The organism is Streptosporangium lutulentum (assembly GCF_030811455.1).
GTDB classification, from domain to species: Bacteria; Actinomycetota; Actinomycetes; order Streptosporangiales; family Streptosporangiaceae; genus Streptosporangium; species Streptosporangium lutulentum.
Map to the genome: position 1 here is coordinate 3,934,943 of NZ_JAUSQU010000001.1, position 22,997 is coordinate 3,957,939.

The window sequence follows — 22,997 nt, forward strand, 5'->3', positions numbered from 1 at the left end:
CGGCCATTGGTAACGTTCTACGACGTGGCACATTACTTCGAGGAGCGGCCCGAGACCGCCAGCCGTCCCGGCTCGGTCACGCTCGTGCTCCCCGACCTTCACCTGAAGCTGGAGACCGACAGCGGGACGTTCTCCCCCGAGCGGGTCGACCAGGGCACCCGGATCCTGCTGGAGAGCGTGCCCCCTCCCCCTCCCGGGGGCGACCTGCTGGACCTGGGGTGCGGCTACGGGCCGATCGCGCTGACGATGGCCTCGCGCGCTCCGCGGGCCACGGTGTGGGCGGTGGACGTCAACCGCAGGTCGGTGGAGCTGTGCGCCAGAAATGCCCGGACCGCCGCCCTTGACAAAGTAAGGTCGATGCACGTCGACGAGGTTCCGCCCGAGATCCGCTTCTCGGCGATCTGGTCCAACCCCGCGATCCGCATCGGCAAGGCGGCGATGCACCAGATGCTGAGCCGCTGGCTGACGCGCCTCACCCCCGACGGCGTCGCCTACCTGGTGGTCCAGAAGCACCTGGGGTCCGACTCCCTGCAACGCTGGCTGAACGAGCAGGGCTGGCCCACCGACCGCACGGCCTCCCGGTCGTCCTACCGGGTCCTTGCGGTGCGGGCCGGGAGGGAAGCGGACCGGGCGGGGTGAGCGGACAGGGTGAGCGGACGGGGGCGGCGCACGCCTCCCCACCGGCAGGCAGGACGCGCCACCCGCGAGACGAACGCCGGGCGGCGCGGAACGACCGCGGAAACGAACGAGGAACGGTGAACGACCGATGACGGACAACCCGCGCAGGCAGCTGCGGCCGACCGATGTCAAGCGGCTCAACCGCACGTGGCGCAGGAGCACCGAGGGGCGGCTCTCCCTGATCCTGGAGTCGGTGACCGGTCCGTTCAACATCGGTTCGATCTTCCGTACGGCCGCCGCCTTCGGGGTGGAGCGGATCTGGCTGGCGGGCAACGCCACTCCCCCGACCAACCCCAAGGCGCAGAAGACCGCGCTGGGCACCGACCGCCTGGTGGCCTGGGAGGAGCCGGTTCCCGTGCTGGAGGCCGTACGGGCCGCCAGGAAGGACGGGTTCACCGTGGTCGCGGTGGAGCTGACCGGCGACGCGGTGCCCCTGCCCGAGGCCAAGCTGAGCGGCGACGTGTGCCTGGTGGTGGGCAGCGAGGACCACGGCTGCTCCCCCGCGCTGCTGGAGGCCGCCGACAGCGTCTGCTACATCCCTCAGGTCGGCAGGGTGGGCTCGTTCAACGTCGGGATCGCGGCGGCGATCGCGGTGGCCGAGGCCCGCCGTCAGGAGTGGTCGGGCAAGTCACTGCCGGATCCCGAATCGGACTGATCGATCGCCTCTCATGGCCTCGCGACCTCGATCAACGGTCCGTGACCCAAACGTTCACCTTCTCACGATGACGAGGCGCGCCCGCAGCGGGCATACTCCTGCACGTGCAGCGTCGTTACGCCTTCCTCGACCATCCCGGCCCCCTGGCCTTCGCCCACCGGGGCGGAGCCTTCGAGGGCAGGGAGAACACCCATGCCGCGTTCGCGCACGCCGTGGAGCTCGGTTACACCCACCTGGAGACGGACGCCCACGCGACCGCCGACGGGGTGCTGCTGGCCTTCCACGATCACACCCTGGACCGGGTGACCGACCGAAACGGCCGGATCGCCGGCCTGCCGTACCGGCTGGTGCGTGAGGCGCGGATCGGCGGCGTGGACGAGATCCCGCTCGTGGAGGACCTGCTGGGCTCCTGGCCCGAGGCGCGCTTCAACATCGACGTCAAGGAGGCCTCGGCCATCGCGCCGCTGGCCGAGGTGATCAGGCGGACCAACTCCTACGACCGGATCTGCCTGACCTCCTTCTCCGAGGAGCGCCTGGCCCGCGCCCGCGCCGCGGTCGGCCACGAGGTGTGCTCCTCGCTCGGGCCGCGCGGCGTCGCGACCCTGCGCGCCGCCGCCACGACCTCCGGTTACGGCCGCCTGCTCACCCGGCTGGCCCGCGCCGGGGTGCCGTGCGCGCAGATCCCGGTGGGCTTCCGCGGCCTGCGGATCACCACGCCCGCCCTGATCCGTACGGCCCACGCCCTCGGCATGCAGATCCACGTGTGGACCATCAACGCCCCCCGGGAGATGGAGCGGCTGCTCGACCTCGGCGTGGACGGCCTGATGACCGACAACGTCTCCGGTCTCCGCGAAGTGCTGGAGGCCCGCGGCCAGTGGCATTCCGGCCGGCTCGCCGCGTGAGCCGCACACCCCCCGACACCGGCCGGACCGCCGGCCGACCCCCCAACGAGCGAGGACCCATGACCTCCGAACAGGTCGCCGAGGACACCCCCCAGGCCCGCCGCCGCGAACAGCGCGGCTGGTACTTCTACGACTGGGCGAACTCCGCCTTCCCCACCACGGTCCTGACGGTCTTCCTCGGGCCGTACCTGACGACGATCGCGGAGGCCGCCGCCCAGGGCCGCCCGTACGTGGACGTGCTGGGGTTCGACATACGGCCCAGCGCCTACTACTCCTTCGTGGTGGGCGTCGCGGCCATCCTGCAGATCATCCTGATGCCCCTGGCGGGAGCCCTGGCCGACCACACCGGCCGCAAGAAGGAGCTCATGGGCCTGTTCGCCTATCTCGGCGCCGGGGCCACGATCTGTTTCTGGTTCGTCGCGGACGGACGCTACCTGCTGGGCGGGGTGCTGTTCATCCTGGCCAACACCGCCTTCGCGGCCGCATTCGTGATCTACAACTCGTTCTTGCCCGAGATCTCCACGGCGGACGAGCGCGACAAGGTCTCCGCCCAGGGCTGGGGCTTCGGCTACCTGGGCGGCGGCCTGCTGCTCGCCGTCCACCTCGTCCTCTTCCTCGGCCACGACTCCTTCGGCGTCTCCGAGGGCGACGCCGTACGTCTCGCGCTGTCCTCCGCCGGCCTGTGGTGGGGCGGGTTCACGATCATCCCGCTGCTGCGGCTGCGCAACCGGCGGGCGCTCGTCCCGGGCGCCGAGACCGCCGGTCAGGCCGTGGCGGGCAGTTTCCGGCAGCTGGGCCGTACGATCAGGGAGCTGCGCCGCTACCCGCTGACGCTGGGCTTCCTGGTGGCCTACCTGATCTACAACGACGGCGTGCAGACCGTCATCTCCTTCTCGGCCACCTACGCCGACAAGGAGCTCGGGCTGAGCCAGACCGTCAGGATCGGGGCGATCCTGATGGTGCAGTTCGTCGCCTTCTTCGGCGCCCTGCTGCTCGGCCGGTTCGCCGCCTACTGGGGGGCGAAGCGGGTCGTGATGTGCGCCCTGGTCGCCTGGACCGTCGTGGTGGGCGTGGCCTACTTCCTGCCCAAGGGCTCGGCCGTGGCGTTCTTCGCGCTCGGGTTCGCCATCGCGATCGTGATGGGTGGCACCCAGGCCCTGTCGCGGTCGCTGTTCTCCCACGTGATCCCGGTGGGCAAGGAGGCGGAATATTACAGCCTGTACGAGATCAGTGACAAGGGGTCGACGTTCCTCGGCTCGTTCACCCTCGGCCTGGCGCTCCAGCTAACCGACAGTTACCGCCTCGGCATCATCTCTTTGGTGATCTTCTTTGTGCTCGGGCTGGTGCTGCTCACCCTCATCGACCTGCCCAAGGCCATCCGAGCGGCCGGAAACACGGTGCCGGAACGCATCTGAGAACCCCTCGGAAAGGAGCTTCTCACAGACCGGGTCAAGAACGCGCGATTGGATCACCTCGTCTGGGGGAATCCACACACGGTATCAAGCGTTGTACGCCGTGGGAGACAAACCCCTCACGACGGGGCCCTCAGGAGGCATTCAGACATGGGCGAGCGTGCGCTACGCGGTACCCGACTCGGGGCGACCAGCTACGAGAACGACCGCAACACCGATCTGGCCCCGCGCCAGGAGGTGTCCTACACCTGCCCGAAGGGCCATCGATTCGACGTTCCGCTTGCCGCTGAAGCCGAGATCCCGGCGACCTGGGAGTGCCGCATGTGCGGCGCTACCGCGCTCCGGGTGGACGGCGAGCTGCCGGAGGCAAAGAAGGCCAAGCCCCCACGGACGCACTGGGACATGCTGCTGGAGCGCCGCACGATCGAAGACCTGGAGGAGGTGCTCAACGAGCGCCTGGCGATTCTACGCGCCCAGCGCCGCAAGAGCGCCTGACCGACTCTAGAGACAGTCTCAGAGAGACGGAAACCTCCGGCATCCCACACGGGACGCCGGAGGTTTCCGGTTTCCCGCCCTTCTCGGCTCGTCTCTCACCGGCCCGGTTCTCACCATCCGGTGGTAAACATCGCGCGTCTTCGTCCCGTTTCCCTCCGGGCCGGAAATCCCGGGCCTCCACCTGTAAAGGAATGCGATGAAGGTACGGATGGGAATCGCCCCGGCGGCGACCGAGAGCGCGGACCGCTTCGCCGGGACCGTCGACCGGGCCGAGGCCCTGGGCATCGACTCGCTGTGGCTTTCGGAGGTCGTCTTCGGGCCGTCGGTCGAGCCGTTCGTCGGAATGGGGTACGCGCTGTCCAGGACGACCCGGATGAAGGTCGGTACGGGCGTGGCCATCCTGCCGGGCCGTCACCCGGTGCTGGTCGCCAAGCAGCTCGCCTCCCTGTCCGCGCTGGCCCCCGGCCGGGTGCTCCCCGCCTTCGGCCTCCATCCGGCCAGACCCGAGGAGAAAAGCGTCTTCCCCATCGCCGGCAGCTCCCGCGGCGCCGTCTTCGACGAGTCGCTGGAACTGCTCAGGTTGCTGCTCCGGCAGGAGAGGGTGACCTTCAGGGGCAGGTTCCACAGCGTCGAGGACGCCGGCGTCGGGCCGCTCCCCGCCAAGCCGCTGGACATCTGGCTGGGCGGCAGCGGCCCGGTCGCGCTGCGTCGCGTCGGCCGTCTCGCGGACGGCTGGCTCGCCAGCTTCCTCACTCCCCAGGAGGCCGGCGCGGGCCGGAAGGCGATCCAGGATCACGCCGCCGAGGCCGGTCGTGAGATCGAACCCGACCATTACGGCATCAGCCTCGCCGTGGCCCTCGGCTCCATCCCGGACGAGCTGGCGGCCGCGATCCGCAGACGCCGCCCCGACGCCGATCCCGCGGACCTCGTCCCGGTCGGCTGGCAGGCGTGCCGCGACCGGATCGAGCGCTACATCGCCGCGGGCATCACCAAGTTCGTCGTACGGCCGGCCGGGCGGACCCCGGAGACGGAGCACTTCATGGAGGAGTTCGCCCGGGAGCTGATGCCCATGGAGAACTGACGACCGCGAGGATCCCCCCGGAACCCGGGACCGGCGGGGCACGACCGCGGCGCCCCCTCCGCGACGTCCTCGCCCGGCATCGCGGCGGCCTCGGAAGCGGCCTCGGAAGTGGCCCAATCTCTTACCGGGGAATTGGCTCTTCAGGTCGTCCCCGCCCGCTGCCTAGAGTCGTCGCATGGCTATGGAGACCACCGAGGGCACGACGAGCGCGACAGCCCACGAGAAGGCCGCGGCGCTGCGGGCGCTGCACGTTCCGGGCAGCCCGCTGGTGGTGCCCAACATCTGGGACGCGGCGTCGGCCCGTGCCGTCGAGGCGGCCGGATTCCCGGTGGTCGCCACCGGGAGCGCCGCGATCGCCTCCATGCTCGGATACGACGACGGGGAGGCGGCGCCGGCCGGGGAGATGCTGGCCGCGGTCACCCGGATCGTCCGGGCCGTCGGCGTGCCCGTCACCGCCGACATGGAGCGCGGCTACGGGCAGAAGCCCGCGGAGCTGGTCGCGCGCCTGGCCTCCGCCGGCGTGGCCGGCTGCAACCTGGAGGACTCCGACCCCCGTACGGGCGAGATGGTCGACGCCGACGAGCAGGCCGCGTTCCTGGGAGCCGTCCGGGCCGCCGCCGTCGACGCGGGCGTCGACCTGGTGATCAACGCGCGTGTCGACCCCTACCTCCACGGCACGGGCACGCCCTCCGAGAGGCTCGCGGAATCGGTGCGGCGCGGGCGTCTGTACCTGCGGGCCGGCGCCGACTGCGTCTATCCGATCTTCGCCACCGAGGCCGAGGACATCCGCGCGCTGGCCGGGGAGATCGACGGTCCGATCAACGTCCTGTTCCGTCCCGGCACGCCGTCGATCGGGGAGCTGGCGGCCCTCGGAGTGGCCCGCGTGAGCTTCGGGCCCGGACTGTACCGGGTCGTGCAGGCCCACACGGCCCGGATGCTCGCGGCCGTCCGGTCCGGGAACAGCCCCTACCCGCCGGATGCCGCCGGCTGATTCCGGGCCGCCCTCTCGGTGCCGGAGGTCAGAGGCGCAGCTTCCGGTGACCGCCTCCGTGCCATTCCACGAACAGGACGCTGGCGTCGTCCTGGAGCAGGCCGTCGTGATACTCCAGCACGCTGCGGATGAGGCGGCGCAGGGTCTCCGGCACCGGAAGCCCGTCGGCGCTGCGCCGGATGATGAAGTCGACGAACCGTTCGAGACCGAACTCCTGGCCCTTGCTGTTGCGTGCCTCGGTGATGCCGTCGGTGTAGAGCAGCACGCGGTCGCCCGGTTCGAGTTGCTCGCCGCACAGGGTCACGGGCAGGCCGAGGTCGAGGCCCATGGGGTGGGCGGGCGGGCATTGGAGGCTGGTGGTCCAGCGTCCGCCCCGGATCACCACCGGCGGGTGATGGCCCCGGTTGACCCAGCTGAACATGCCGGTGCGGGTGTTCAGCTCGGCCAGAATCGCGGTGGCGAAACGGTTGGCCAGGCCGAACTCCTCGATCAGGACCTCCTCGATCCCCTCGCTGACGCGGATCAGGTCGGCGCCCTGGCGGCGGTAGTTGCGGCAGGCGGCCAGCGCCAGGTTGGAGGTCAGTCCGGCGGACGCGTCATGACCCATCGCGTCGAAGATCGAAAGATGGACCTTCTCCCCGGCCAGGGCGTATTCGAAGGCGTCGCCGCCGATCTCGTAGGCCGGTTCGAGAGCGGCGGCGATCACCACCTCCTCGTTGGCGAAGGTCAGCGGCGGCAGGAGGTTCCACTGCATCTCCGCGGCGACGTTCATCGGCCGGGTCCGGACCAGCCGGGCGTAGGAGTCGCTGTGGCCGCGCTTGCTCACCACCATCAGTGCCACCACGGAGGCCAGGTGCCGCATGTTCTGCTGGGTCCGCTCGTCGGCCTCCCGGGCGCTGATCCGCAGCATCCCCAGGCGTTCGGTGCCGTCCAGCAGCGGCACCCACCACCAGTCCACGCCGCCGACGCCCTGTTTGGGCAGGACTCTCACGTCCTGGAAGGCCCGCCCGGCCAGCGTTCCGTCGATCCGCAGCTCGGCCAGCTCCGGGTCCGCGTCCTCACCGGCGTTCGTGCCGTGGCCGGTCAGCAGGCGGAGCACCTCCCGTTGCAGGTCGGTCAGGTAGATCAGCACGTCGTACAGGCCGGCATGGGCGGCATGCTCCTGGACCAGGGCCGGCAGCTGCTCCATCGCGCTCAGATGACTGGCCTGGACCAGCCCGGCCAGCATTCGCGCACAGCCCTCCGAAGGATCCATGGCGCTTTCCCTGTCTGCTGTGACGTCCCGCGTCCTTCCAAGGCCCCTTGGGGGCTTCCGTCCCACCTCTCGGCGGAAGCCCCGGTAGCCCGCACGTACCTCTTACCCGAAGGTTCCGTCATGACCCGGCTTCCGGGTTTCCGCCCGTGACGACGGACCGGGACGCACGAGGTCGCGGATCACCACTCATCGACGGGAAGGTCGATGCCGTTGACGCGATCGTAGATCACCACCCCGTCCGCCAGCCTGACCACGCGTACCCTGCGGGCGAGTCCCGCCGTCTCCAGACCGCGAGCCGAGTGCACCGCGTACTGCGCGAAGTGGTAGCGGTCGCGAGTACCTCCGTGGGGGTCGTCGCGCTCGCACACGACCTCGTAGCGGTCACCCGGCCAGATCGGGGGCAGCTCCGTTTTTTGTCCTTGATCGGCGAGCATGGTCATCCGCCCGCCTCCTCTCCTGAAAAGTTCGTCTTAGGTGGGAGATATCGACATGCTGCAGTCGATTAAGGTCCCCTCAATCCACCCATTATGGTCATTCGACACGTTTGGGATGTAATGTGAGCACTCCTTTGACCGACCAACCAGCCAGTGAGTCTTGACCACGCTCTGGCACGTTCCAATAATGATCAGCACTGCCAGGAGCCTTCATGCCCCCCGTCGATCATTTCGCCCATGGGTTCACCACCCCCGCGGCCGCCTATGTCATGTCAAGTATCGGGTGCCTGCTGGGGCTCCTGCTCGCCGCCCGCGCCCGCGAGGCCGGGGGCCGCTCCCGCACCCTGTGGCTGGCCTCCGCCGCCCTGTCCATCGGTGGAACCGGGATCTGGGTGATGCACTTCATCGCGATGATGGGCTTCAACGTCCGCGGCACGGCGATCCGCTACGACGTGCCCCTCACCATCGCCTCGGCCCTCCTCGCCGTGGTCGTCGTGGGGGCCGGGCTCTTCCTGGTCTCCGCCAAGGGAACGGGTCCCCTCTCGCTCATCAGCGGCGGGTTGCTGACCGGCCTCGGCGTGGCCGGCATGCACTACCTGGGCATGGCGGGCATGAACATGTCCGCGCACGTGAGCTATGACCCTCTCCTGGTGGCGCTGTCCCTGCTGATCGCCGTGGTGGCCGCGACGGTGGCGCTCTGGTTCAGCCTGCGCGCCACCGGGGCCCTCGCCATCACGGGTGCCGCCCTGCTGATGGGCGTCGCGGTCAACGGGATGCACTACACCGGCATGTTCGCCATGGACGTCACCGTCCACGACACCTCCATGTCCACGAGCGGAGCCTCGGCCATGGACTTCATGCTTCCTCTGATCATCGGGATCAGCCTGCTCACCCTGGGACTGCTCCTCACCATCTTCCTGTCCCCCTCCGAGAAGGAGATGCGCGAGGACGCCGCGCTGCTCTCCCAGTTCCAGCGGCCTCGCGACGGCGTCGCCGGCAGCGTCCCGCCCCCCGGGGCCGACGCCGGCCGGCCGGCCGAGCCCCGCGCCCCTTCCCTGTTCGACTCCGCAGACCCCGGTCACTGAACCGGGCACGGGCGGGCTCCGCAACGGGCCGCCGCTCCCGCGCGTCCGTGAGCGCCGGAGCGGCGGCCCGGACCCGTCAGTCCCCCGGGTACAGGGCGGGGGCCATCTGATGGGGGAAGACGTGTTCCAGGTCGTGGCCGGACGGCAGGACGCAGCGGCGCTCACCCTGCTCCGCGTACGGGCATCGGAGCGCGTCGGCGCGGCGCGGTAACGACATGTCCTCTTCGCGCCCGTTCACCCCGTCAACGGCGGCTTCGTGAGTCATGGGCGCGTGTCCTCCTATGGCATCCGGACCGGGGGCGTCCCCGAGCGGAACGGTCCAGCCGTGGGTTCGAGACGGGCGTGACGGCCGGAATCGATCACCCCGTCCGTACGATGCAGCAATCTATCTCCCCGGATTACGGGTGCCCAGAACCGGTGGTTTGACCATGACCTCATTGGCCCTTGTCAGAGGTCGGACCTCACGCGCGGAACACCGCTCTTCCCCGTCTTGATGATCAAGACCCCATAACATCACGATAGGGATTTTTTGGGACATCCCCCGGTGAGGCCCAGCCAATACTTTGACATCACCCCTCACAAGGAGTGCTTATGTTGAGTCGAGGCCCCCTCCTCGCCGGCGCCACCACCGTGGCCCTGTACCTGGCAGCCACCGTCGCACCCGCCGTGGCTCAGGCCGCTCCCCCGGCCCAGCCCCCGTCCGCAGTCGTCGAGGCGCTCCAGCGCGACCTCGGCCTCTCCGCCGAGCAGGCCGTCACCCGGCTGGCCAACGAATCACGCGCCATGACCGCGGAGTCCAACCTGAGCAAGACGCTCGGCGACAAGTACGCCGGCTCCTGGCTCAACGCCGACGGCTCAAAGCTCTCCGTCGCCACCAGCGACGCCGCCTCGGCCGGGGCCATCCAGGCACAGGGCGCCCAGCCCGTGGTCGTCAGCCGGACCCTGACCGAGCTCAACGCCATCAAGGACCGGCTCGACCAGGCCTCGGCCGAGGCGAAGGCCGGCGCGTCCCTGTGGTACGTCGACATCCCGACGAACAGCGTCGTCGTCCAGGCCACCCAGCAGGCCGGGGGCGAGGCCCTCGTCGCCGCCGCCGGCGTGGACAAGAACGCGGTGCGGGTGACCCCCTCCGCCGAGCAGCCCCAGCCCTACATCAACATCATCGGCGGCCTCGCCTACTACATCGGCGGCAGCCGCTGCAGCGTCGGCTTCTCCGTCACCCGGGGAACCACCCCCGGCTTCGTCACCGCGGGACACTGCGGCAGGGCGGGCAACGCCACCACCAGCCCGTCCGGCACCTTCCAGGGCTCCTCGTTCCCGGGCAACGACTACGCCTGGGTCGCGACTCCCGGCCACACCCCCCAGCCCTGGGTGCGTGGATCGGGCGGCGCCAACGTCATCGTCCGCGGATCCACCCAGGCGGTCGTCGGCTCCTCGATCTGCCGCTCCGGCTCCACCACCGGCTGGCGCTGCGGCGTCATCCAGCAGCACAACGCCAGCGTGACCTACCCGCAGGGCACGGTGAGCGGCCTGACCCGTACCACCGTGTGCGCCCAGCCGGGCGACTCCGGCGGCTCGTTCATCTCCGGCAGCCAGGCCCAGGGCGTGACCTCGGGCGGCTCCGGTAACTGCACCACCGGTGGCACCACGTACCACCAGCCGGTCAGAGAGATCCTCTCGGCGTACGGCCTCACGCTCCGCGTCGGCTGACCGCTCTCCTCACCAGCTGCTCTTTTCGAGCAACCCCCCATGGCCGAGGAGAACCGGAAAAGATGTCAAGGATCATCCGCTTAAGCGTCGCCTTCCTCCTGGGACTCGCCTTCCTCGTGACGGCCGTCCCCGCCCAGGCGACGACCACCCACGAAACAGCGGGTCACACGGCGGCGGCCGTGCGCGTACTCCGGTACGACGCGAGCCGGGCCGCGGAGTTCCGTTCCGCCGTCGACCAGGCGGCCCGGCTCTGGAACTCCAGCGTGACCAACGTGCGGCTGGTGGCCGGAAGTCCGGCGGACTTCGTGGTGGTGGCCGACAACGGCTGGCCGCGCGCACAGCCCACCAGCCTGGGCCGTGGCACCGTGTGGATGGGCAGGCAGGCGACCGCGGAGGGGCACAATCCCCTGCGCATCGCCGCCCACGAGATCGGCCATATCCTGGGCCTGCCCGACCGTCGCACCGGCCGGTGCACGGATCTGATGTCCGGCGCGAGCGCGGGCACCAGCTGTACCAACGCCAATCCGAACACGGCTGAGAGAGCCGAGGTCAACCGGAACTTCGCCGGTTTCGCCCCGGCCATCGAATTCGGCAGAACCTACGTCGACAGCCCCGAGACCGCGACACGCTAGGCACCACCGAGCACCCCGGCGAGGTCCGCCGGCCCGGCCGCAGTCAGGCCGGACCGGCGGACCTCGCCCTTTTTCCGGGAGCCCGCGAGCCGCTCACGGGAAGACTGTTCCGGCCGGGCGCTTCGCGAATGGACAAAAGCCCGCGAGCCGCTCGAAGCGGTTCAGGTCAGGTGCTTCTCGAAGCAGTGGGAGCCCGCGAGCCTCTCGTAGGGAGGGAAGACCGGGATGGGGGTGTATCCCTCGCGCAGGTACATCCTCACGGCGTCCGGCTGGCGATCTCCGGTGTGCAGGATGATCCGTGACGCGCCGAGCGCGCGAGCCGCGTCCTCGGCCGCCGCCAGCAGCGCGCGCGCCACGTCCGTGCCGCGGTGGGACGGGGCCACGAACATCCGTTTGAGCTCCAGCTCACCGCCGAGGCGGCGCAGCGCGACGTGCCCGGCCGGCACGTCCTCCCCCGCGTAGGCGACCCCGGTGTAGACGACGGTCCCGGACTCGACGTTCATGCCCTCGGGCAGGTGGTCCGGACTGCCGGCGATCAGGTCGGCGTAGCGGGCGCCCATCTCCTCCTCCATGGCCTCGCGTAGCGCGACGGCCGCGGCGTCGTCCCAGGACACCGGCCTGACCACGGTCGCACCGGCTTCCTTCGCGGATGCGCTCATGCGTGAACTCCTCCTGTCTGCCGCCACCCTCTGTTCGCGGTCACCGGAAGATCCTGGCAGCCCCCGGGCGGACGGCCGTCTCCGCCCCCACCTTCCCGGAACGGGACCGGCCGCGCGAGCGGGCGCCGCCCGCCGGAGAACAGGGGAACCGCGACGGCGGGAACCGGGGCCGCGGCGGCGCATGAGATCTCGTCTCCCGGCCGGTCACCGCCACGGCGGCCCGAGCCCGGAGAGGCCGGGCGTCCTTCCCGCAGGGGTCGGGCCGGAGCCCCTGGGGAACGATCCGGGGGTGACTCAATCTCGTATCAGCGTCTCGGTGGACGCGCACGCCCGCCCTGAACGGGTGTTCTCCGTCCTGACCGACTGGCCCCGGCACGACGAGTGGATGGTCCTGACCCGTGCCCACGTCGCCGTCGGGGACGGCCGCAGCGCCGGAAGCCGGCTGGAGGCCTTCACCGGGGTGGGCCCGGTCGGGTTCCTCGACACCATGGAGATCACCGAGTGGGACCCGCCCAGGACCGTGAAGGTCCGGCACACGGGCCGGCTGGTGCGCGGCACCGGAACCTTCCGCGTGTCGCCGCGAGAGGGCGGCGGCAGCACGATCGTCTGGGAGGAGGAACTCGACCTGCCGTTCGGCCCGGTCGGGCGGCTCGGCCGTCCGCTGGTCGGGCCGCTGGGCGCGGCGATGTTGCGGCTCTCGCTCCGCCGCCTGGCCGAGCTCAGCGATCGGTGAGATCCCTGCCGGAGCCGCCGGGCTCCCTCGGCCCCCCGGGCCCGCCCGCGCCGCTCGGCTCGTCCCGCAGGACCTCGCCGTGGATGACCGTGCCGCCCTGACCGCCCTGACCCCTGGGGCTGCCCTGGCCCCTCGGGCCGCTTTGGCCGTTCATGACGTCGAAGGGCGAGCCCAGGCCGCCGAACGGCGAGCCAAGGCCGGGGCCCGCCGCGTTCTGGGCGAGAGTGCGGACACGGCGGGCGAAGAACCAGGCGCCGAGCCTGCGGAGCAGCGGCCGGGTGAACGGCAGGATGAACAGGAAACCGAGGACGTCGGTGAGGAAGCCCGGGGTGAGCAGCAGCGTGCCGCCCGCGACGATCAGGGCGCCGTCGGCGAGTTCCCGATCGGGCATCCGGCCGCTCTGCAGCGCGGCCTGCAGGTTACGCCAGGCCCTTCGGCCCTCGCGGCGGACGATCCAGGCGCCGAGCAGGCTGTCGGCGAGCAGGATGGCCACCGTGGGCCAGCCGCCGATGACCTCACCGACCTGGATGAGCACCCAGATCTCCAGGACCGGGACCACAAGGAAGACCAGGAACAGCAGAAGGCGCATCTTTTCCTCAACTCACGCGGCAGCCGTACGACATGGACAACGTCGCGGGGGCGCTTCGCGTTCCACAACTCCGTGCGAGCGCCTGTGGCGCTCGCACGGAGTTCCTTTACCCCTTGGTCTGGAGGCTGGAGCACTGGCTCGCATCCAGATAGCGACCGGCGTCGGCGTCAGTCCCAGGCGTCATCCGGGATCCGGTAGAGGACCCGGGTGGCCTCGAGCCATCTCCGATCGATGAAACGGCCGCTGACCCGCCCCACCAGGGTAAGGAAAGTGCTCATCATCCGCTCGTCACCGGGGTGGCTGAAATCAAGCCCCATCGAGTAGAGGTCGAAGATCGACCCAGTCTCCATTTCGCCCTCGCAGAAGCCCGATAACTCCTCGACGAACCTCCCGTTGTGGAAATAGTCCAGATCGTGGACGCCGTCGACAAGCCGATCGTATTCCACGCGAAAGAGCCGTCGCCCGCCCACGGTGAGCACATACTCCTCCAGGTATGAGCCGCTGATGCTGAGGACGTGCATCCAGCCGGGGGCGTGCGCGCCAATCCAGACGATCTCGGTCGAGGAATATGGCTGGTACCAGCGCATCGCCGTGGGGAGATCGCACTCCAGCCGGGACTCCGGGTCCGCCCGCAACCGACGAGCGATCTCGTCTGGGTCGTCGCCCTCGACCCACAGTCCGGAGAACCTTGTCCCGAATCCGTGGGAGACCAGCAGGTCCCACTGGTCCTCCGCCGGGGAACCGTGCCCCATGCCGTTCATATCATCACCTTATGGTCATCGTTAGCAGGAGATCCGCACGGCGTGGGCCGCCACGCTCCACTGCGCGGCGGCCCACTGACAGGGCCCCGGCACATCGAGAATTCGTCCGGGTTTGATTTCTTTGGCATAGCCGGGCGTGAGGCGCGGGCCAGGAACGGCGGTACGGGCTGGGTAATGGCTGGCTCAGTTCGCGCATGAGGAAGGGCACGGTCCCTGAAGATCAGCGGTGTCTTACGCCGTGCGATCCTCGGAGGAAACCGTGCCCGTCGCCCCATCATCACTGATCCATACGCCCGGAGAGGGCGAGATTGCCAAGGACACGCGATCGCGGGTCAGGCATCGGCCTGGACTTCTGGCCAGATTCTCCTCGATCGAGGACAACCGGTGCGCGAGCAAGGTCCGGCACACTCTGGAGGCGATCTTGGGGGTGATGGCCTTCGGCTCGGCCACGGTCGGCGGTAACTCGATCACCGCGATCAGTCACTGGGCCCATGAGGCACCCCAGGACGTGCTCGCCGCCTTGGGCTGCTGGCGTGATCCGCTCACCGGCCGGTGTCTGCCGCCCAGCGAACGGACCCTGCGTCGGGTCCTGGCCGACGTCGACGGCAACGAGGTGGACCGGCACGCCGCCGCCTACCTGGCCGAATCGCCCGATGATCGGGAAGGACAACCTGCCGGCGACCCGCCCGGCTCACCAATGCCGCGCGAGCGCGAGGCCCGCCGTGCCGCCCGGCGGCAACGGCGACAGCTCATGCCCGAGGGGCTGTTGCCGTCAGCGGCGTTCGATGGCAAGGTACTGCGCGGTGCGCGGCTGCCCGGCGGGGGGCAGGTCCGCCTGCTATCGCTGTTCGACACCACCGGCGGCACCGTCGTGGCGCAGCGGCAGATCGGGGCCAAGAGCACCGAAGTGCCTGAACTGGCGCCGCTGCTGACCGGACTCGACCTGGCCGGGATGGTCTTGACCGGCGACGCACTGCACACCGTCCGCGAAAGCGCCCGGCATCTGACCGGCGACCACCGCGCCCACTACGTCTTGCTTCTCAAGGACAATCAGCCCACCCTGCTGGCCGCGGCGATCAGGGCACTGAGCGGGACCGACACCGATTTCGCCACGCGTACTCACACGATGACCGATCGCGGCCATGGCCGGACCGAGACCCGCACGATCCGGACCGCGCCCGCTGTCGATGTCGGCTTCCCCGGCGCCGCCCAACTCTTTCGGATCCTGCGTTATCGCGGTGGCCTGGATGGGGTCCGTATCAGCAAGGAGGTCGTGTTCGGGCTCAGCAGCCTGCCCGCCGACCTGGCCGGACCCGAGCACCTCAATCATTACGTCCGATCGCATTGGGGCGTAGAAAATCGCGAGCATTACGTCCGTGATGTCACCTTTGGCGAAGACGCCGGCCAGGTCCGCACCGGACAGCTCCCGCACGTCATGGCCGCGATCCGCAACCTGGTCATCGGCGCGTTCCGGCAACAAGGCCACAGCAATATCGCACACGCCCGCCGCCACTACGGCTACGCCCCACACCGCCTCTTGACCCTGTTCTCCCTATGAACAACCAACCCTCAACGCATCAAATCCTCGATACGCCGGGGCCCTGCTCGTAAACCAGCGTCGAAGTGATGGGGTCCACACTGACGGACGCCTTGCCGACCTTGCCCTCGTCGATGTCGGCCTTCGGGTCGTTCGCCTCCGCGTCCAGGAGCATCGCGGGCGGAAGGTCGGCGACCTTCCTACCGTTCTCGCCGAGCAGCGTGGCCCGCCCCGAGATGTCCTCTCCGAAGGACATGCCGCTCGGCAGGGTCGTCGGCATGCGGAAGCTGACCGGCCCAGCGATTCGCTCGCGAAGGACGATCTCCTGCCGGAATCCGGTGGAGGTGGCGGTGACGACCAAGTCCACGCTGTCGCCGTACACGGACGCGTAGGTGGCCGCACTTCCGCGGAGCTTGGGCTTGGGCAGCTTGTCCGGAGGCGCGATTTCAGCCGTGCCCTTGACGCCCTTGCTCTTCAGCACAAACGAATCATCGCCCGCCGACAGCGTCAGGTCGCCCTTGATGGCTTTGGGCTTGATGACACCGTCTTTCTTCACCAGCGTGGTGTCGACCGGTACGAAGCCGTCACCTTTAGCGTTCTTGACCCGAAGAGGCTCGGTGTGCAGTTCCATCCGTAGGGTCTTGCCGTCAGGGTTGGCGTACAGCGTCGTCGTTTCGCTGTTGTGCTCGGAAATCTCCACCCGCTTGCCGGTCTTGACAGCCCTGCTCTTGGCCGCCTCGACAGTCTCGTCGACGACCGGGATCCCGCCCTGAGAGGGGGGACCGTTCTTTTCGGGGGCTGTCTTCTCGGGGACGGTCTGCGGTGTGGTCGGCGCGGACTCCCCGGCCCACGAGGGCCCTGCGGCAAGACTGATCCCCATAGTCGCCACGACGCCGATGGCCGTGATACGGGCGAGTTTTCCGCGACGACGCTTTTGGGGTAGGAAAAGGGATAAGTCTTGCTCCCCGGTGTTTAGTGTCACTGATTAGCTCTCCTGCGAGCATGCATGTGGCCCACACTGAGAAGCACGGGCCACTGATCTTGGACAATTTTGGCATAAATTATCAGTAAAGATCACTTAGAAACAGAGGTCTCGGCTAGGGATACGAGAGCGCCGTTGAAGGAGAGCGGCAACGGATTAAAATGCCGGGCTCGCGCCCGGAAGCACGATTTTTTGTCGGACCGTTCCCCGCGGGTTCGGGCACCCAGACGGCCGAGGCGTGCCGTTCCAGGCGGATCTACGAGCTTGATCAAAAGTAGGCTCGTGATGGTGAACGTGACGACCACGCCGACGTCGTAGGCGTGGTCATTGGATTCATGACCAGGGCTGCGGGGATCCCGGGAATGCGCTCCGGCTTGTGGCATCGCGTGAGAGTCACCGCTCAGGTGAGTCGCACGACGGGCGACATCCGGCGGTCGCCGATAAAGACGCGGTCGATGACGTGGAAGTCGTCGGCGGCCGAGCCGCCTAGAGCGCGTACCGGGTTGTGATCAATCTGCGAGATTCGCTCTCGCGGCGAAGACTGATCCGGTAGATCCTCGTGCGTGGCGCGAGAGCAACTGACGGACGTGGAGTGGGAGTTCATCAGGCCGTACCTACCGATCGACAGGTACGGCCCACCCGTACCGCAAGCGGCTGCGCAGCAGTTCGAGGGCGTGATCTGGCGGTTCAGGACGGGCGGGCCTCTCCGGCCTCCACCTTCGCGCCGCAATGATCTGGATCACAGACCTCACCCGGACCACCCCTTGATCACAACCCAATACGCACCCTAATACCGTCGGCGCAGGCGCCGGGGCAGGCCGGAGACGCCCCACGTCGTGACCCGCCACAGCGCCTCGGCCACGATGCCCCGGTTCATCTTGCTGGTCCCGATCGTGCGGTCCACGAACGTGATGGGCACCTCGGCGACGCGCAGCCCGTCGCGGACCGTGCGCAGGGTCAGGTCGACCTGGAAGCAGTAGCCCTGCGACTCCACGTCGTCCAGGCCGATCTTCTCCAGGGTGGCGGCGCGGTAGGCGCGGAATCCGGCGGTGGCGTCGCGGACCGGGACGCCGAGCATCATCCGGGTGTAGACGTTGGCGCCTCTCGACAGGAACTCCCTCGATGCGGGCCAGTTGACCACCTTGCCGCCGGGCACCCACCGGGAACCGATCACCAGGTCGGCCCCGTCGGCCAGTGCCTCCAGCAGCTTCGGCAGTTCCTCGGGCTGGTGGGAGCCGTCGGCGTCCATCTCCACGAGGACGCCGAAGTCCTCCTTCAGCCCCCATCGGAAGCCGGCGATGTAGGCGGCGCCCAGGCCCTGCTTGCCCGGCCGGTGCAGCACGTGGATGTGGTCGTCGTCCGCCGCCAGCTCGTCGGCGACCGCGCCGGTGCCGTCGGGACTGTTGTCGTCGGCGATCAGCAGGTGGGCCTTGGGGACCGCCTTGCGCAGCCGTTCAGTGATCATCGGCAGGTTTTCCCGCTCGTTGTACGTCGGGACGATGACGAGCACCCGGCCAAGCATCCGCTCCATCACGCGTCTCCCACCTGCTGATCGACCTCCCGCTTCGCGGAATGCACCAGGCTACGCGCCCGGCGGCGCCACACGGCCGCCAACGCGCCCGCGCCCGTGAGGATCAGGACCCATTCGGGCAGCGCGCCCACGCGGGTGGCGACCGTCTCCTCGGTCCTGACAGGAACGGTCAGGACCGTCGACGCGGGCACCAGCTCCGGGGTTCGCCAGGCGATCGAGCCCTCCGGGGTCACGTAGGCGGACACACCCGTGATCGCGGCGGTGATCACCGCCCGGTTGTGCTCGACCGCGCGGATCTGGGACATGGCCAGTTGCTGCGCCGGCAGGTTGGTCAGCGCGTAGGTGGCGTTGTTGGTCTGCACCACCAGCGGCGAGGCGCCCGTTCTGGCGGTGCCGCCCACGACGCCGTCGAAGGCCACCTCGTAGCAGTTGATCGCGCCGATGGTCACCGGGCCCAGCTTGAGGTCGCCGTCACGGGTGCCGGGCACCGACTGCTTGCCGACCAGGTTCGCCCGCTTGAACAGGGCCAGGACGAGGTCCTTGAGCGGGGTGTACTCGCCGAAGGGGACCAGCTTCTGCTTGTCGTAGTAGGCGCCGGGCCCGGTGACCGGGTCCCAGACCAGGCTGCGGGTCGCCCGGTTGTTCTCCCCGATGCCGACCACGGCGCCGACCAGGACGGGCACCCCTATGTCCTTCACCGCCGCGTCGATCTCCCGGTAGGCGAAGGCGTCGCGCAGGGGGTCGATGTCGGTGGAGTTCTCCGGCAGCACGACCACGTCCGGCTTGGGCGTCTTCCCCGCCCGTACGGCCTGCGCCATCTCGTGGAGCATGCGGGTGTGGTTCTCGAGGACCACCGCCGGCGTGTCGCCCAGGGGGTCCATGCCGCGCCCGGGGACGTTGCCCTGGATGACGCCGACGGTCACGGTCTTCCCCTCGTCACCGGGCCGGGGGACGGCGAACGCCGCGGCCGGCACGGCCAGCGCCCCGATGAGCGGCAGCGCGACCGCTTTCTCCCAGCGCGGGGCCGGGGTCAGCCGGAGCACCAGCAGCGCGATCAGGGCGCCGCACAGGGCCACCGCGAAGCTCACCAGCGGCGCGCCGCCGAGCGCCGCGTAGGGGGTGAAGACCGACTCGCCCTGGCTGAAGACCACCCGCAGCCAGGGGAACCCGCCGAACGGGAACGTCCCCCTGGCCCACTCCATCGCCACCCACAGCGCGGCGCTCCACAGGGGCCACAGGGGCAGCCGGACGACCAGGGCGGCACAGGCACCCCAGGCGGCGTAGAAGACGCTCTCCATGGCCACCAGACCCAGCCAGGCGTCCGTCCCGATCGGGCTGACCCAGTGCAGGCCGGGCAGCAGGAGCGCCAGCCCGGTCAGGAGGCCCAGCCAGGCGCCGCGGCGCGCGCGCGAGCCGTACACCGACAGGACGGCCAGGGCCATGCCGAACGGTGCGAGGAACCACAGTCCGATCGGGGGGAAGGCGAGGAACAGCAGCAGGCCGCCGGCGATCGCGCCCGCGATCCGGGCGGGCAGCGCCCGGCGAGAGGTTCCGGCGAGTGCCCGTCGGCCGGGCCGGCCGTCGACGGGCTCTCCCGTCACCGCCGTCGGCGACGCCGGGGCGGCCGTCTTGTCCTGCACCACGGCGAGGCTCCTTGGGATGTCGTTCGGGCGGGTGACGCCCGGTGGTCTTTCTAGCCCGAACGGTACCGTCCGGGCGTCGTGCCCCTCAAAGGTCCCTCCGGGCGTCGCCGGAACGTCGCGGGGAACGGAGGCCGTCCGCCGGACCCGGCGAGAGGGCTCCCGGGACGACCCGGCGGGAAAACCGCCTCGCCGTCACGGTTCCCGCGCCCGGACCGGCCGTCGCCCGCCTCGGCGGGAAGGAGCGGCAAAGAACGGGAAAGAGCGGCAGGAGAGGGAAAGCCGCTCCCGGCGGGAGCGGAGGGGCGGGGAACACGTCGGCGCTCGCGAACCCGGGTGTGAGAAGCGGCGGTGAGCGCGGCAACGGGGCGATCCCAAGGCTGATGGACGCCTTGTGGATCGCCCCGACGCTTGCGGCGCTCCGCACGGGAGCGGGAAGAGGGCCCGGATCACCCTTCGGACCGGTTCCGTCCCGTCGGCGGCGAGCGCGGATTACCGTTGTCTACTGGGTGTCCGGACCCCTCCTTGGGTCCAACCCCCCGCCCGGATGGAGTGCCCCGCCTCGACGAACCGCCGGCCCTGCGCCTGGCTGTACGGACGGAGTCACCTCCGTCACGGGCGCAGGAACCGGCGAGGTCGAAAGACGGCCAACCGGCCAGTCCCGTGCTGGACTGGGCAGCAAACTACCGACCCCAGCGCAGATGTCAACCGTGTCACTAACAGCGGAAACATCAAGTTTTCGCAGCTGGGACATGATCGACGAGAGCCGTCAATGGTCTCATGTGATCCGATGTCGCTCAAGTCGAGCAAGCGCTTCGGGTAGTGGTCCGCCATGGACGACGCCAAGACGCTGGGTCGCGCGGGTCAGCGCGACGTAAAGGTCGCTCGCGCCGCGCGGGGACTCGCTCAAGATCAGCTCCGGTTCGACCACGATGACCGCGTCGAACTCCAGCCCCTTGGCCTCGGCGACGGTCAGCACCGCCACCTGCGCGTCCAGGGCCTTGGTCCCGGGCCCGGCGACCGCGCCGTCGACGGACCCGACCACGATCTCGCCGAACTCCTCCACGCGTGACTCCGGGACGATCACGACCAGGCGCCCGCCCTCGACGATCTCGGCCTTGACGACGTCGCCGAGCGACTCCAGCGGGGAGACGGCCCAGGGCCGGGCGCCCGTCTCCCTGACCGAGGTGGGCGCGGTCAGGCCCGGCCCGACCAGGGTGAGCACGTCGGCGGCCACGACCATCAGCTCGGCCGGGGTCCGGTAGTTGACGCTGAGGTGCTCCTCGCGCCAGCGCCCGGCCACGTACGGGTCGAGCACCCGTCCCCAGGAGGGCGCCCCGGCCGAGGAGCCGGTCTGCGCCAGGTCGCCGACGATCGTCATGGACCGGGTCGGGCAGCGCCGCATCACCATCCGCCAGTCCATCGCCGACAGCTCCTGCGCCTCGTCCACGATGATGTGGCCGAAGGCCCAGGTGCGGTCGGCCGCCGCGCGCTCGGCGGTGGTGAGGTAGACGTCGTCGTTCAGGTGCCGGGAGGCGAACTTCTCGGCGTCCATGATGTCGGACAGCCCGGTCATCTCCAGCACCTCCTTGGCGTAGGCCAGCTGGTGCTGGCGCTCGTCAAGGGCGGCGGCGCGCGACGCCGCCTGCTCCTCCTCGGCGATCCACGCCCCGGCCCGCAGCACGCCGGGATCGATGTCGCCGAGCAGCTCGGCGGCCTCGTCCAGCAGCGGCACATCGGACTCGGCCCACCAGTTCTCCCCCTTGCGGGGAGGCTCGCGCAGCAGCAGCTCGCGCTCGGCCTCGGTGAACGCGCCCGCGGCGTAGTCCAGCCGCTCGCGGGAGGTGTACAGCCCGATGAGGAGCTGCTGCGGGGTGACGTAGGGCCACAGCCTGTTCAGCGCGGCCTTGACGGGCCGCTCGGTGCGGAGGTCCTCGCGGAGGTCGGCCAGCTCGTCCTCGTCGATCATGCCCTTGCCGAGCTGCCGGGCGGCCTGCCGGGCGAGCGCGTTGAGCAGGTGGCGCACGAAGATCGAGCGGGCCTCGTTGTGCGCCCTCTTGGAGCGGGCGGCCCGGTTGCGGGCGGCCTCCAGGACGTTGCCCTCAAGCCTGAGGGTGTATTTGTCGAGGCGGATCTCGAGCGGCTTGCGCGGCACCCGCTGCCGTTCCCGTACGGCCCGCTCCACCACCTGGGCCATCCGTATGTCGCCCTTGATCGCCGCGACCTCGGCGCGCTCCCTGGCCTTGGGGACCACCCCCGGGTACAGCTCGGAGACGGTCGACAGCAGCACGTCGGTCTCGCCCAGGGAGGGCAGCACCTGCTCGATGTAGCGCAGGAAGGTCAGGTTGGGCCCGAGGATGAGCACGCCCCTGCGTGCCAGTTTCTCCCGGTGGGTGTAGAGCAGGTAGGCCGCCCGGTGCAGGGCCACCACCGTCTTGCCGGTGCCGGGACCGCCCTGCACGACCAGCACGCCGTTCAGGTCCGAGCGGATGATGCGGTCCTGCTCGGACTGGATGGTGGCCACGATGTCGCGCATGCGCCCCGTGCGCTTGGCGCCGATGGAGGCCAGCAGCGCGGCCTCGCCGTTCAGGGTGGCCACGTCCTCGTCGGTGAGGCTGTCGAGGTCGAGCAGGTCGTCGTCGACCCCGATCACCTTGCGGCCCTTGGTCTGCAGGTGACGGCGGCGGGTGACGCCCATCGAGGCGGCGGGGGTGGCACCGTAGAACGGCTGGGCCACCGGGGCCCGCCAGTCGATCAGCAGCCGCCGCTGCTCGTCGTCGGCCAGGCCGATGCGGCCGATGTAGAGGGAGGTGTTGTCGGCGTTGTCGAGCCGTCCGAAGCACAGGCCGTTCTCGACCGCCCACAGACGGCCCAGGCGCTCGGCGTACATCCCGGCGAAGCTGTCGCGCTCGGAGCGGTTCTGGTGCGTGCCGCCGCTCCCGCCCTGGGCGAGCACCCCGTCCAGCTGACGCTGGGTGCGCACGCGCAGCAGATCAAGTCGTTCGTAGAGCGCGGAGACGTACTCCTGCTCCTTGGCGAGCTCGATTTGACGGGTTGCCGTCGCTCCATTATCGTTGATAGTAATGGGATACTCCGGGCCATTGGGCTGGTTGTTATGACAAACCATCACCTTAGCAGGTCCGTCGAGAAGATTATCCCTCCTCTCGTCATCACAGGTTGATTGCGGCGCCTCCCGTCTCCTTGACGAACATTACGGGTCCTCCTTACATTCACT

General features: G+C 69.6%; 22 protein-coding genes. 12 read left to right on the forward strand and 10 right to left on the reverse strand.

From position 1 onward, the window contains the following. Positions 1-24 precede the first annotated feature (24 nt). The 7 genes from J2853_RS17600 (at position 25) to J2853_RS17630 (ending at position 6,214) form a co-directional block, all read left to right on the forward strand. Positions 25-639, forward strand: coding sequence for a class I SAM-dependent methyltransferase (locus tag J2853_RS17600; RefSeq protein ID WP_307559251.1), 615 nt, complete (start codon positions 25-27; stop codon positions 637-639). Positions 640-766: 127 nt separating this feature from the next. Continuing rightward, a complete protein-coding gene (locus J2853_RS17605) occupies positions 767-1,333 on the forward strand; it encodes a TrmH family RNA methyltransferase (RefSeq protein WP_307559253.1) in 567 nt (188 codons plus the stop codon). 104 nt (positions 1,334-1,437) lie between these two features. Continuing rightward, complete coding sequence (locus tag J2853_RS17610; RefSeq protein ID WP_307559255.1) at positions 1,438-2,235, forward strand: glycerophosphodiester phosphodiesterase family protein; 798 nt, start codon at positions 1,438-1,440, stop codon at positions 2,233-2,235. Positions 2,236-2,294: 59 nt separating this feature from the next. Further along, the gene (locus J2853_RS17615; RefSeq protein ID WP_307559257.1) at positions 2,295-3,650 is read left to right on the forward strand and encodes an MFS transporter; all 1,356 of its coding nucleotides are present in this window, start codon (positions 2,295-2,297) and stop codon (positions 3,648-3,650) included. A gap of 147 nt (positions 3,651-3,797) precedes the next feature. Beyond that, positions 3,798-4,142, forward strand: a complete 345-nt coding sequence (locus J2853_RS17620; protein ID WP_089205581.1) for an RNA polymerase-binding protein RbpA — start codon at positions 3,798-3,800, stop codon at positions 4,140-4,142. A gap of 196 nt (positions 4,143-4,338) precedes the next feature. Further along, positions 4,339-5,223 carry a TIGR03854 family LLM class F420-dependent oxidoreductase gene (locus J2853_RS17625; RefSeq protein ID WP_307559263.1) on the forward strand — a complete coding sequence of 295 codons (885 nt, stop codon included), beginning with the start codon at positions 4,339-4,341 and terminating at the stop codon, positions 5,221-5,223. A 175-nt stretch (positions 5,224-5,398) separates the two neighbouring features. Beyond that, positions 5,399-6,214, forward strand: a complete 816-nt coding sequence (locus tag J2853_RS17630) for an isocitrate lyase/PEP mutase family protein (protein WP_307559265.1) — start codon at positions 5,399-5,401, stop codon at positions 6,212-6,214. A 28-nt stretch (positions 6,215-6,242) separates the two neighbouring features. Here J2853_RS17630 and J2853_RS17635 read toward each other — a convergent pair whose 3' ends face one another. After that, entirely contained in the window at positions 6,243-7,469 is a 1,227-nt protein-coding gene (locus J2853_RS17635; RefSeq protein WP_307559267.1) for a PP2C family protein-serine/threonine phosphatase, read from the reverse strand. Positions 7,470-7,648: 179 nt separating this feature from the next. Continuing rightward, positions 7,649-7,909, reverse strand: coding sequence for a hypothetical protein (locus J2853_RS17640; protein WP_307559269.1), 261 nt, complete (start codon positions 7,907-7,909; stop codon positions 7,649-7,651). Positions 7,910-8,115: 206 nt separating this feature from the next. Here J2853_RS17640 and J2853_RS17645 point away from each other — a divergent pair, with 206 nt between their 5' ends. Then, positions 8,116-8,988: an MHYT domain-containing protein gene (locus J2853_RS17645; RefSeq protein ID WP_307559271.1), complete on the forward strand. Its 873-nt coding sequence runs from the start codon at positions 8,116-8,118 to the stop codon at positions 8,986-8,988. 76 nt (positions 8,989-9,064) lie between these two features. Here J2853_RS17645 and J2853_RS17650 read toward each other — a convergent pair whose 3' ends face one another. Further along, positions 9,065-9,253 (reverse strand): NUDIX hydrolase, encoded by a 189-nt coding sequence (locus tag J2853_RS17650; protein ID WP_307559273.1) that lies wholly within the window; start codon positions 9,251-9,253, stop codon positions 9,065-9,067. Between the two features lie 326 nt (positions 9,254-9,579). Between J2853_RS17650 and J2853_RS17655 the strand changes: the two genes are divergently transcribed. Both J2853_RS17655 and J2853_RS17660 read left to right on the forward strand, forming a co-directional pair. Beyond that, the gene (locus J2853_RS17655; protein ID WP_307559275.1) at positions 9,580-10,698 is read left to right on the forward strand and encodes a S1 family peptidase; all 1,119 of its coding nucleotides are present in this window, start codon (positions 9,580-9,582) and stop codon (positions 10,696-10,698) included. A 62-nt stretch (positions 10,699-10,760) separates the two neighbouring features. After that, complete coding sequence (locus J2853_RS17660) at positions 10,761-11,330, forward strand: snapalysin family zinc-dependent metalloprotease (protein ID WP_307559276.1); 570 nt, start codon at positions 10,761-10,763, stop codon at positions 11,328-11,330. 161 nt (positions 11,331-11,491) lie between these two features. Here J2853_RS17660 and J2853_RS17665 read toward each other — a convergent pair whose 3' ends face one another. Continuing rightward, positions 11,492-11,989, reverse strand: coding sequence for a GNAT family N-acetyltransferase (locus J2853_RS17665; protein ID WP_307559278.1), 498 nt, complete (start codon positions 11,987-11,989; stop codon positions 11,492-11,494). Between the two features lie 289 nt (positions 11,990-12,278). On the opposite strand from J2853_RS17665, the gene J2853_RS17670 reads away from it, so the two are divergent. After that, the gene (locus tag J2853_RS17670; protein ID WP_307559280.1) at positions 12,279-12,722 is read left to right on the forward strand and encodes an SRPBCC family protein; all 444 of its coding nucleotides are present in this window, start codon (positions 12,279-12,281) and stop codon (positions 12,720-12,722) included. Here the strand turns inward: J2853_RS17670 and J2853_RS17675 are convergent. Together J2853_RS17675 and J2853_RS17680 are read right to left on the reverse strand one after the other, a co-directional pair. Then, positions 12,709-13,311, reverse strand: coding sequence for an FxsA family protein (locus J2853_RS17675; RefSeq protein ID WP_307559282.1), 603 nt, complete (start codon positions 13,309-13,311; stop codon positions 12,709-12,711). The genes J2853_RS17670 and J2853_RS17675 overlap by 14 nt on opposite strands. A 167-nt stretch (positions 13,312-13,478) precedes the next feature. Further along, positions 13,479-14,072, reverse strand: a complete 594-nt coding sequence (locus tag J2853_RS17680) for a hypothetical protein (protein WP_307559283.1) — start codon at positions 14,070-14,072, stop codon at positions 13,479-13,481. Positions 14,073-14,331: 259 nt separating this feature from the next. Here J2853_RS17680 and J2853_RS17685 point away from each other — a divergent pair, with 259 nt between their 5' ends. Beyond that, entirely contained in the window at positions 14,332-15,630 is a 1,299-nt protein-coding gene (locus J2853_RS17685; protein ID WP_307559285.1) for an ISAs1 family transposase, read from the forward strand. 19 nt (positions 15,631-15,649) lie between these two features. On the opposite strand, the gene J2853_RS17690 is transcribed toward J2853_RS17685, so the two are convergent. The 4 genes from J2853_RS17690 to J2853_RS17705 form a co-directional block, all read right to left on the reverse strand. Then, positions 15,650-16,591 carry a hypothetical protein gene (locus J2853_RS17690; protein WP_307559287.1) on the reverse strand — a complete coding sequence of 314 codons (942 nt, stop codon included), beginning with the start codon at positions 16,589-16,591 and terminating at the stop codon, positions 15,650-15,652. Between the two features lie 787 nt (positions 16,592-17,378). After that, entirely contained in the window at positions 17,379-18,122 is a 744-nt protein-coding gene (locus J2853_RS17695; protein ID WP_307559289.1) for a polyprenol monophosphomannose synthase, read from the reverse strand. Beyond that, on the reverse strand, positions 18,122-19,765 hold the full coding sequence (lnt, locus tag J2853_RS17700; RefSeq protein WP_307559291.1) for an apolipoprotein N-acyltransferase: 1,644 nt from the start codon (positions 19,763-19,765) through the stop codon (positions 18,122-18,124). Before lnt ends, J2853_RS17695 begins: the two co-directional genes overlap by 1 nt. Positions 19,766-20,540: 775 nt before the next feature. Continuing rightward, positions 20,541-22,889 (reverse strand): HelD family protein, encoded by a 2,349-nt coding sequence (locus J2853_RS17705; RefSeq protein WP_307559292.1) that lies wholly within the window; start codon positions 22,887-22,889, stop codon positions 20,541-20,543. Positions 22,890-22,997: the final 108 nt, after the last annotated feature.

Excerpts from the sequence above, each read along its gene's own strand:
- J2853_RS17605 (WP_307559253.1), top strand. The coding sequence starts at position 767 with ATGACGGACAACCCGCGCAGGCAGCTGCGGCCGACCGATGTCAAGCGG.
- J2853_RS17615 (WP_307559257.1), top strand. The coding sequence starts at position 2,295 with ATGACCTCCGAACAGGTCGCCGAGGACACCCCCCAGGCCCGCCGCCGC.
- J2853_RS17620 (WP_089205581.1), top strand. The coding sequence starts at position 3,798 with ATGGGCGAGCGTGCGCTACGCGGTACCCGACTCGGGGCGACCAGCTAC.
- J2853_RS17625 (WP_307559263.1), top strand. The coding sequence starts at position 4,339 with ATGAAGGTACGGATGGGAATCGCCCCGGCGGCGACCGAGAGCGCGGAC.
- J2853_RS17630 (WP_307559265.1), top strand. The coding sequence starts at position 5,399 with ATGGCTATGGAGACCACCGAGGGCACGACGAGCGCGACAGCCCACGAG.
- J2853_RS17635 (WP_307559267.1), bottom strand. The coding sequence starts at position 7,469 with ATGGATCCTTCGGAGGGCTGTGCGCGAATGCTGGCCGGGCTGGTCCAG.
- J2853_RS17640 (WP_307559269.1), bottom strand. The coding sequence starts at position 7,909 with ATGACCATGCTCGCCGATCAAGGACAAAAAACGGAGCTGCCCCCGATC.
- J2853_RS17645 (WP_307559271.1), top strand. The coding sequence starts at position 8,116 with ATGCCCCCCGTCGATCATTTCGCCCATGGGTTCACCACCCCCGCGGCC.
- J2853_RS17650 (WP_307559273.1), bottom strand. The coding sequence starts at position 9,253 with ATGACTCACGAAGCCGCCGTTGACGGGGTGAACGGGCGCGAAGAGGAC.
- J2853_RS17655 (WP_307559275.1), top strand. The coding sequence starts at position 9,580 with ATGTTGAGTCGAGGCCCCCTCCTCGCCGGCGCCACCACCGTGGCCCTG.
- J2853_RS17660 (WP_307559276.1), top strand. The coding sequence starts at position 10,761 with ATGTCAAGGATCATCCGCTTAAGCGTCGCCTTCCTCCTGGGACTCGCC.
- J2853_RS17665 (WP_307559278.1), bottom strand. The coding sequence starts at position 11,989 with ATGAGCGCATCCGCGAAGGAAGCCGGTGCGACCGTGGTCAGGCCGGTG.
- J2853_RS17675 (WP_307559282.1), bottom strand. The coding sequence starts at position 13,311 with ATGCGCCTTCTGCTGTTCCTGGTCTTCCTTGTGGTCCCGGTCCTGGAG.
- J2853_RS17680 (WP_307559283.1), bottom strand. The coding sequence starts at position 14,072 with ATGAACGGCATGGGGCACGGTTCCCCGGCGGAGGACCAGTGGGACCTG.
- J2853_RS17695 (WP_307559289.1), bottom strand. The coding sequence starts at position 18,122 with ATGGAGCGGATGCTTGGCCGGGTGCTCGTCATCGTCCCGACGTACAAC.
- J2853_RS17705 (WP_307559292.1), bottom strand. The coding sequence starts at position 22,889 with ATGGTTTGTCATAACAACCAGCCCAATGGCCCGGAGTATCCCATTACT.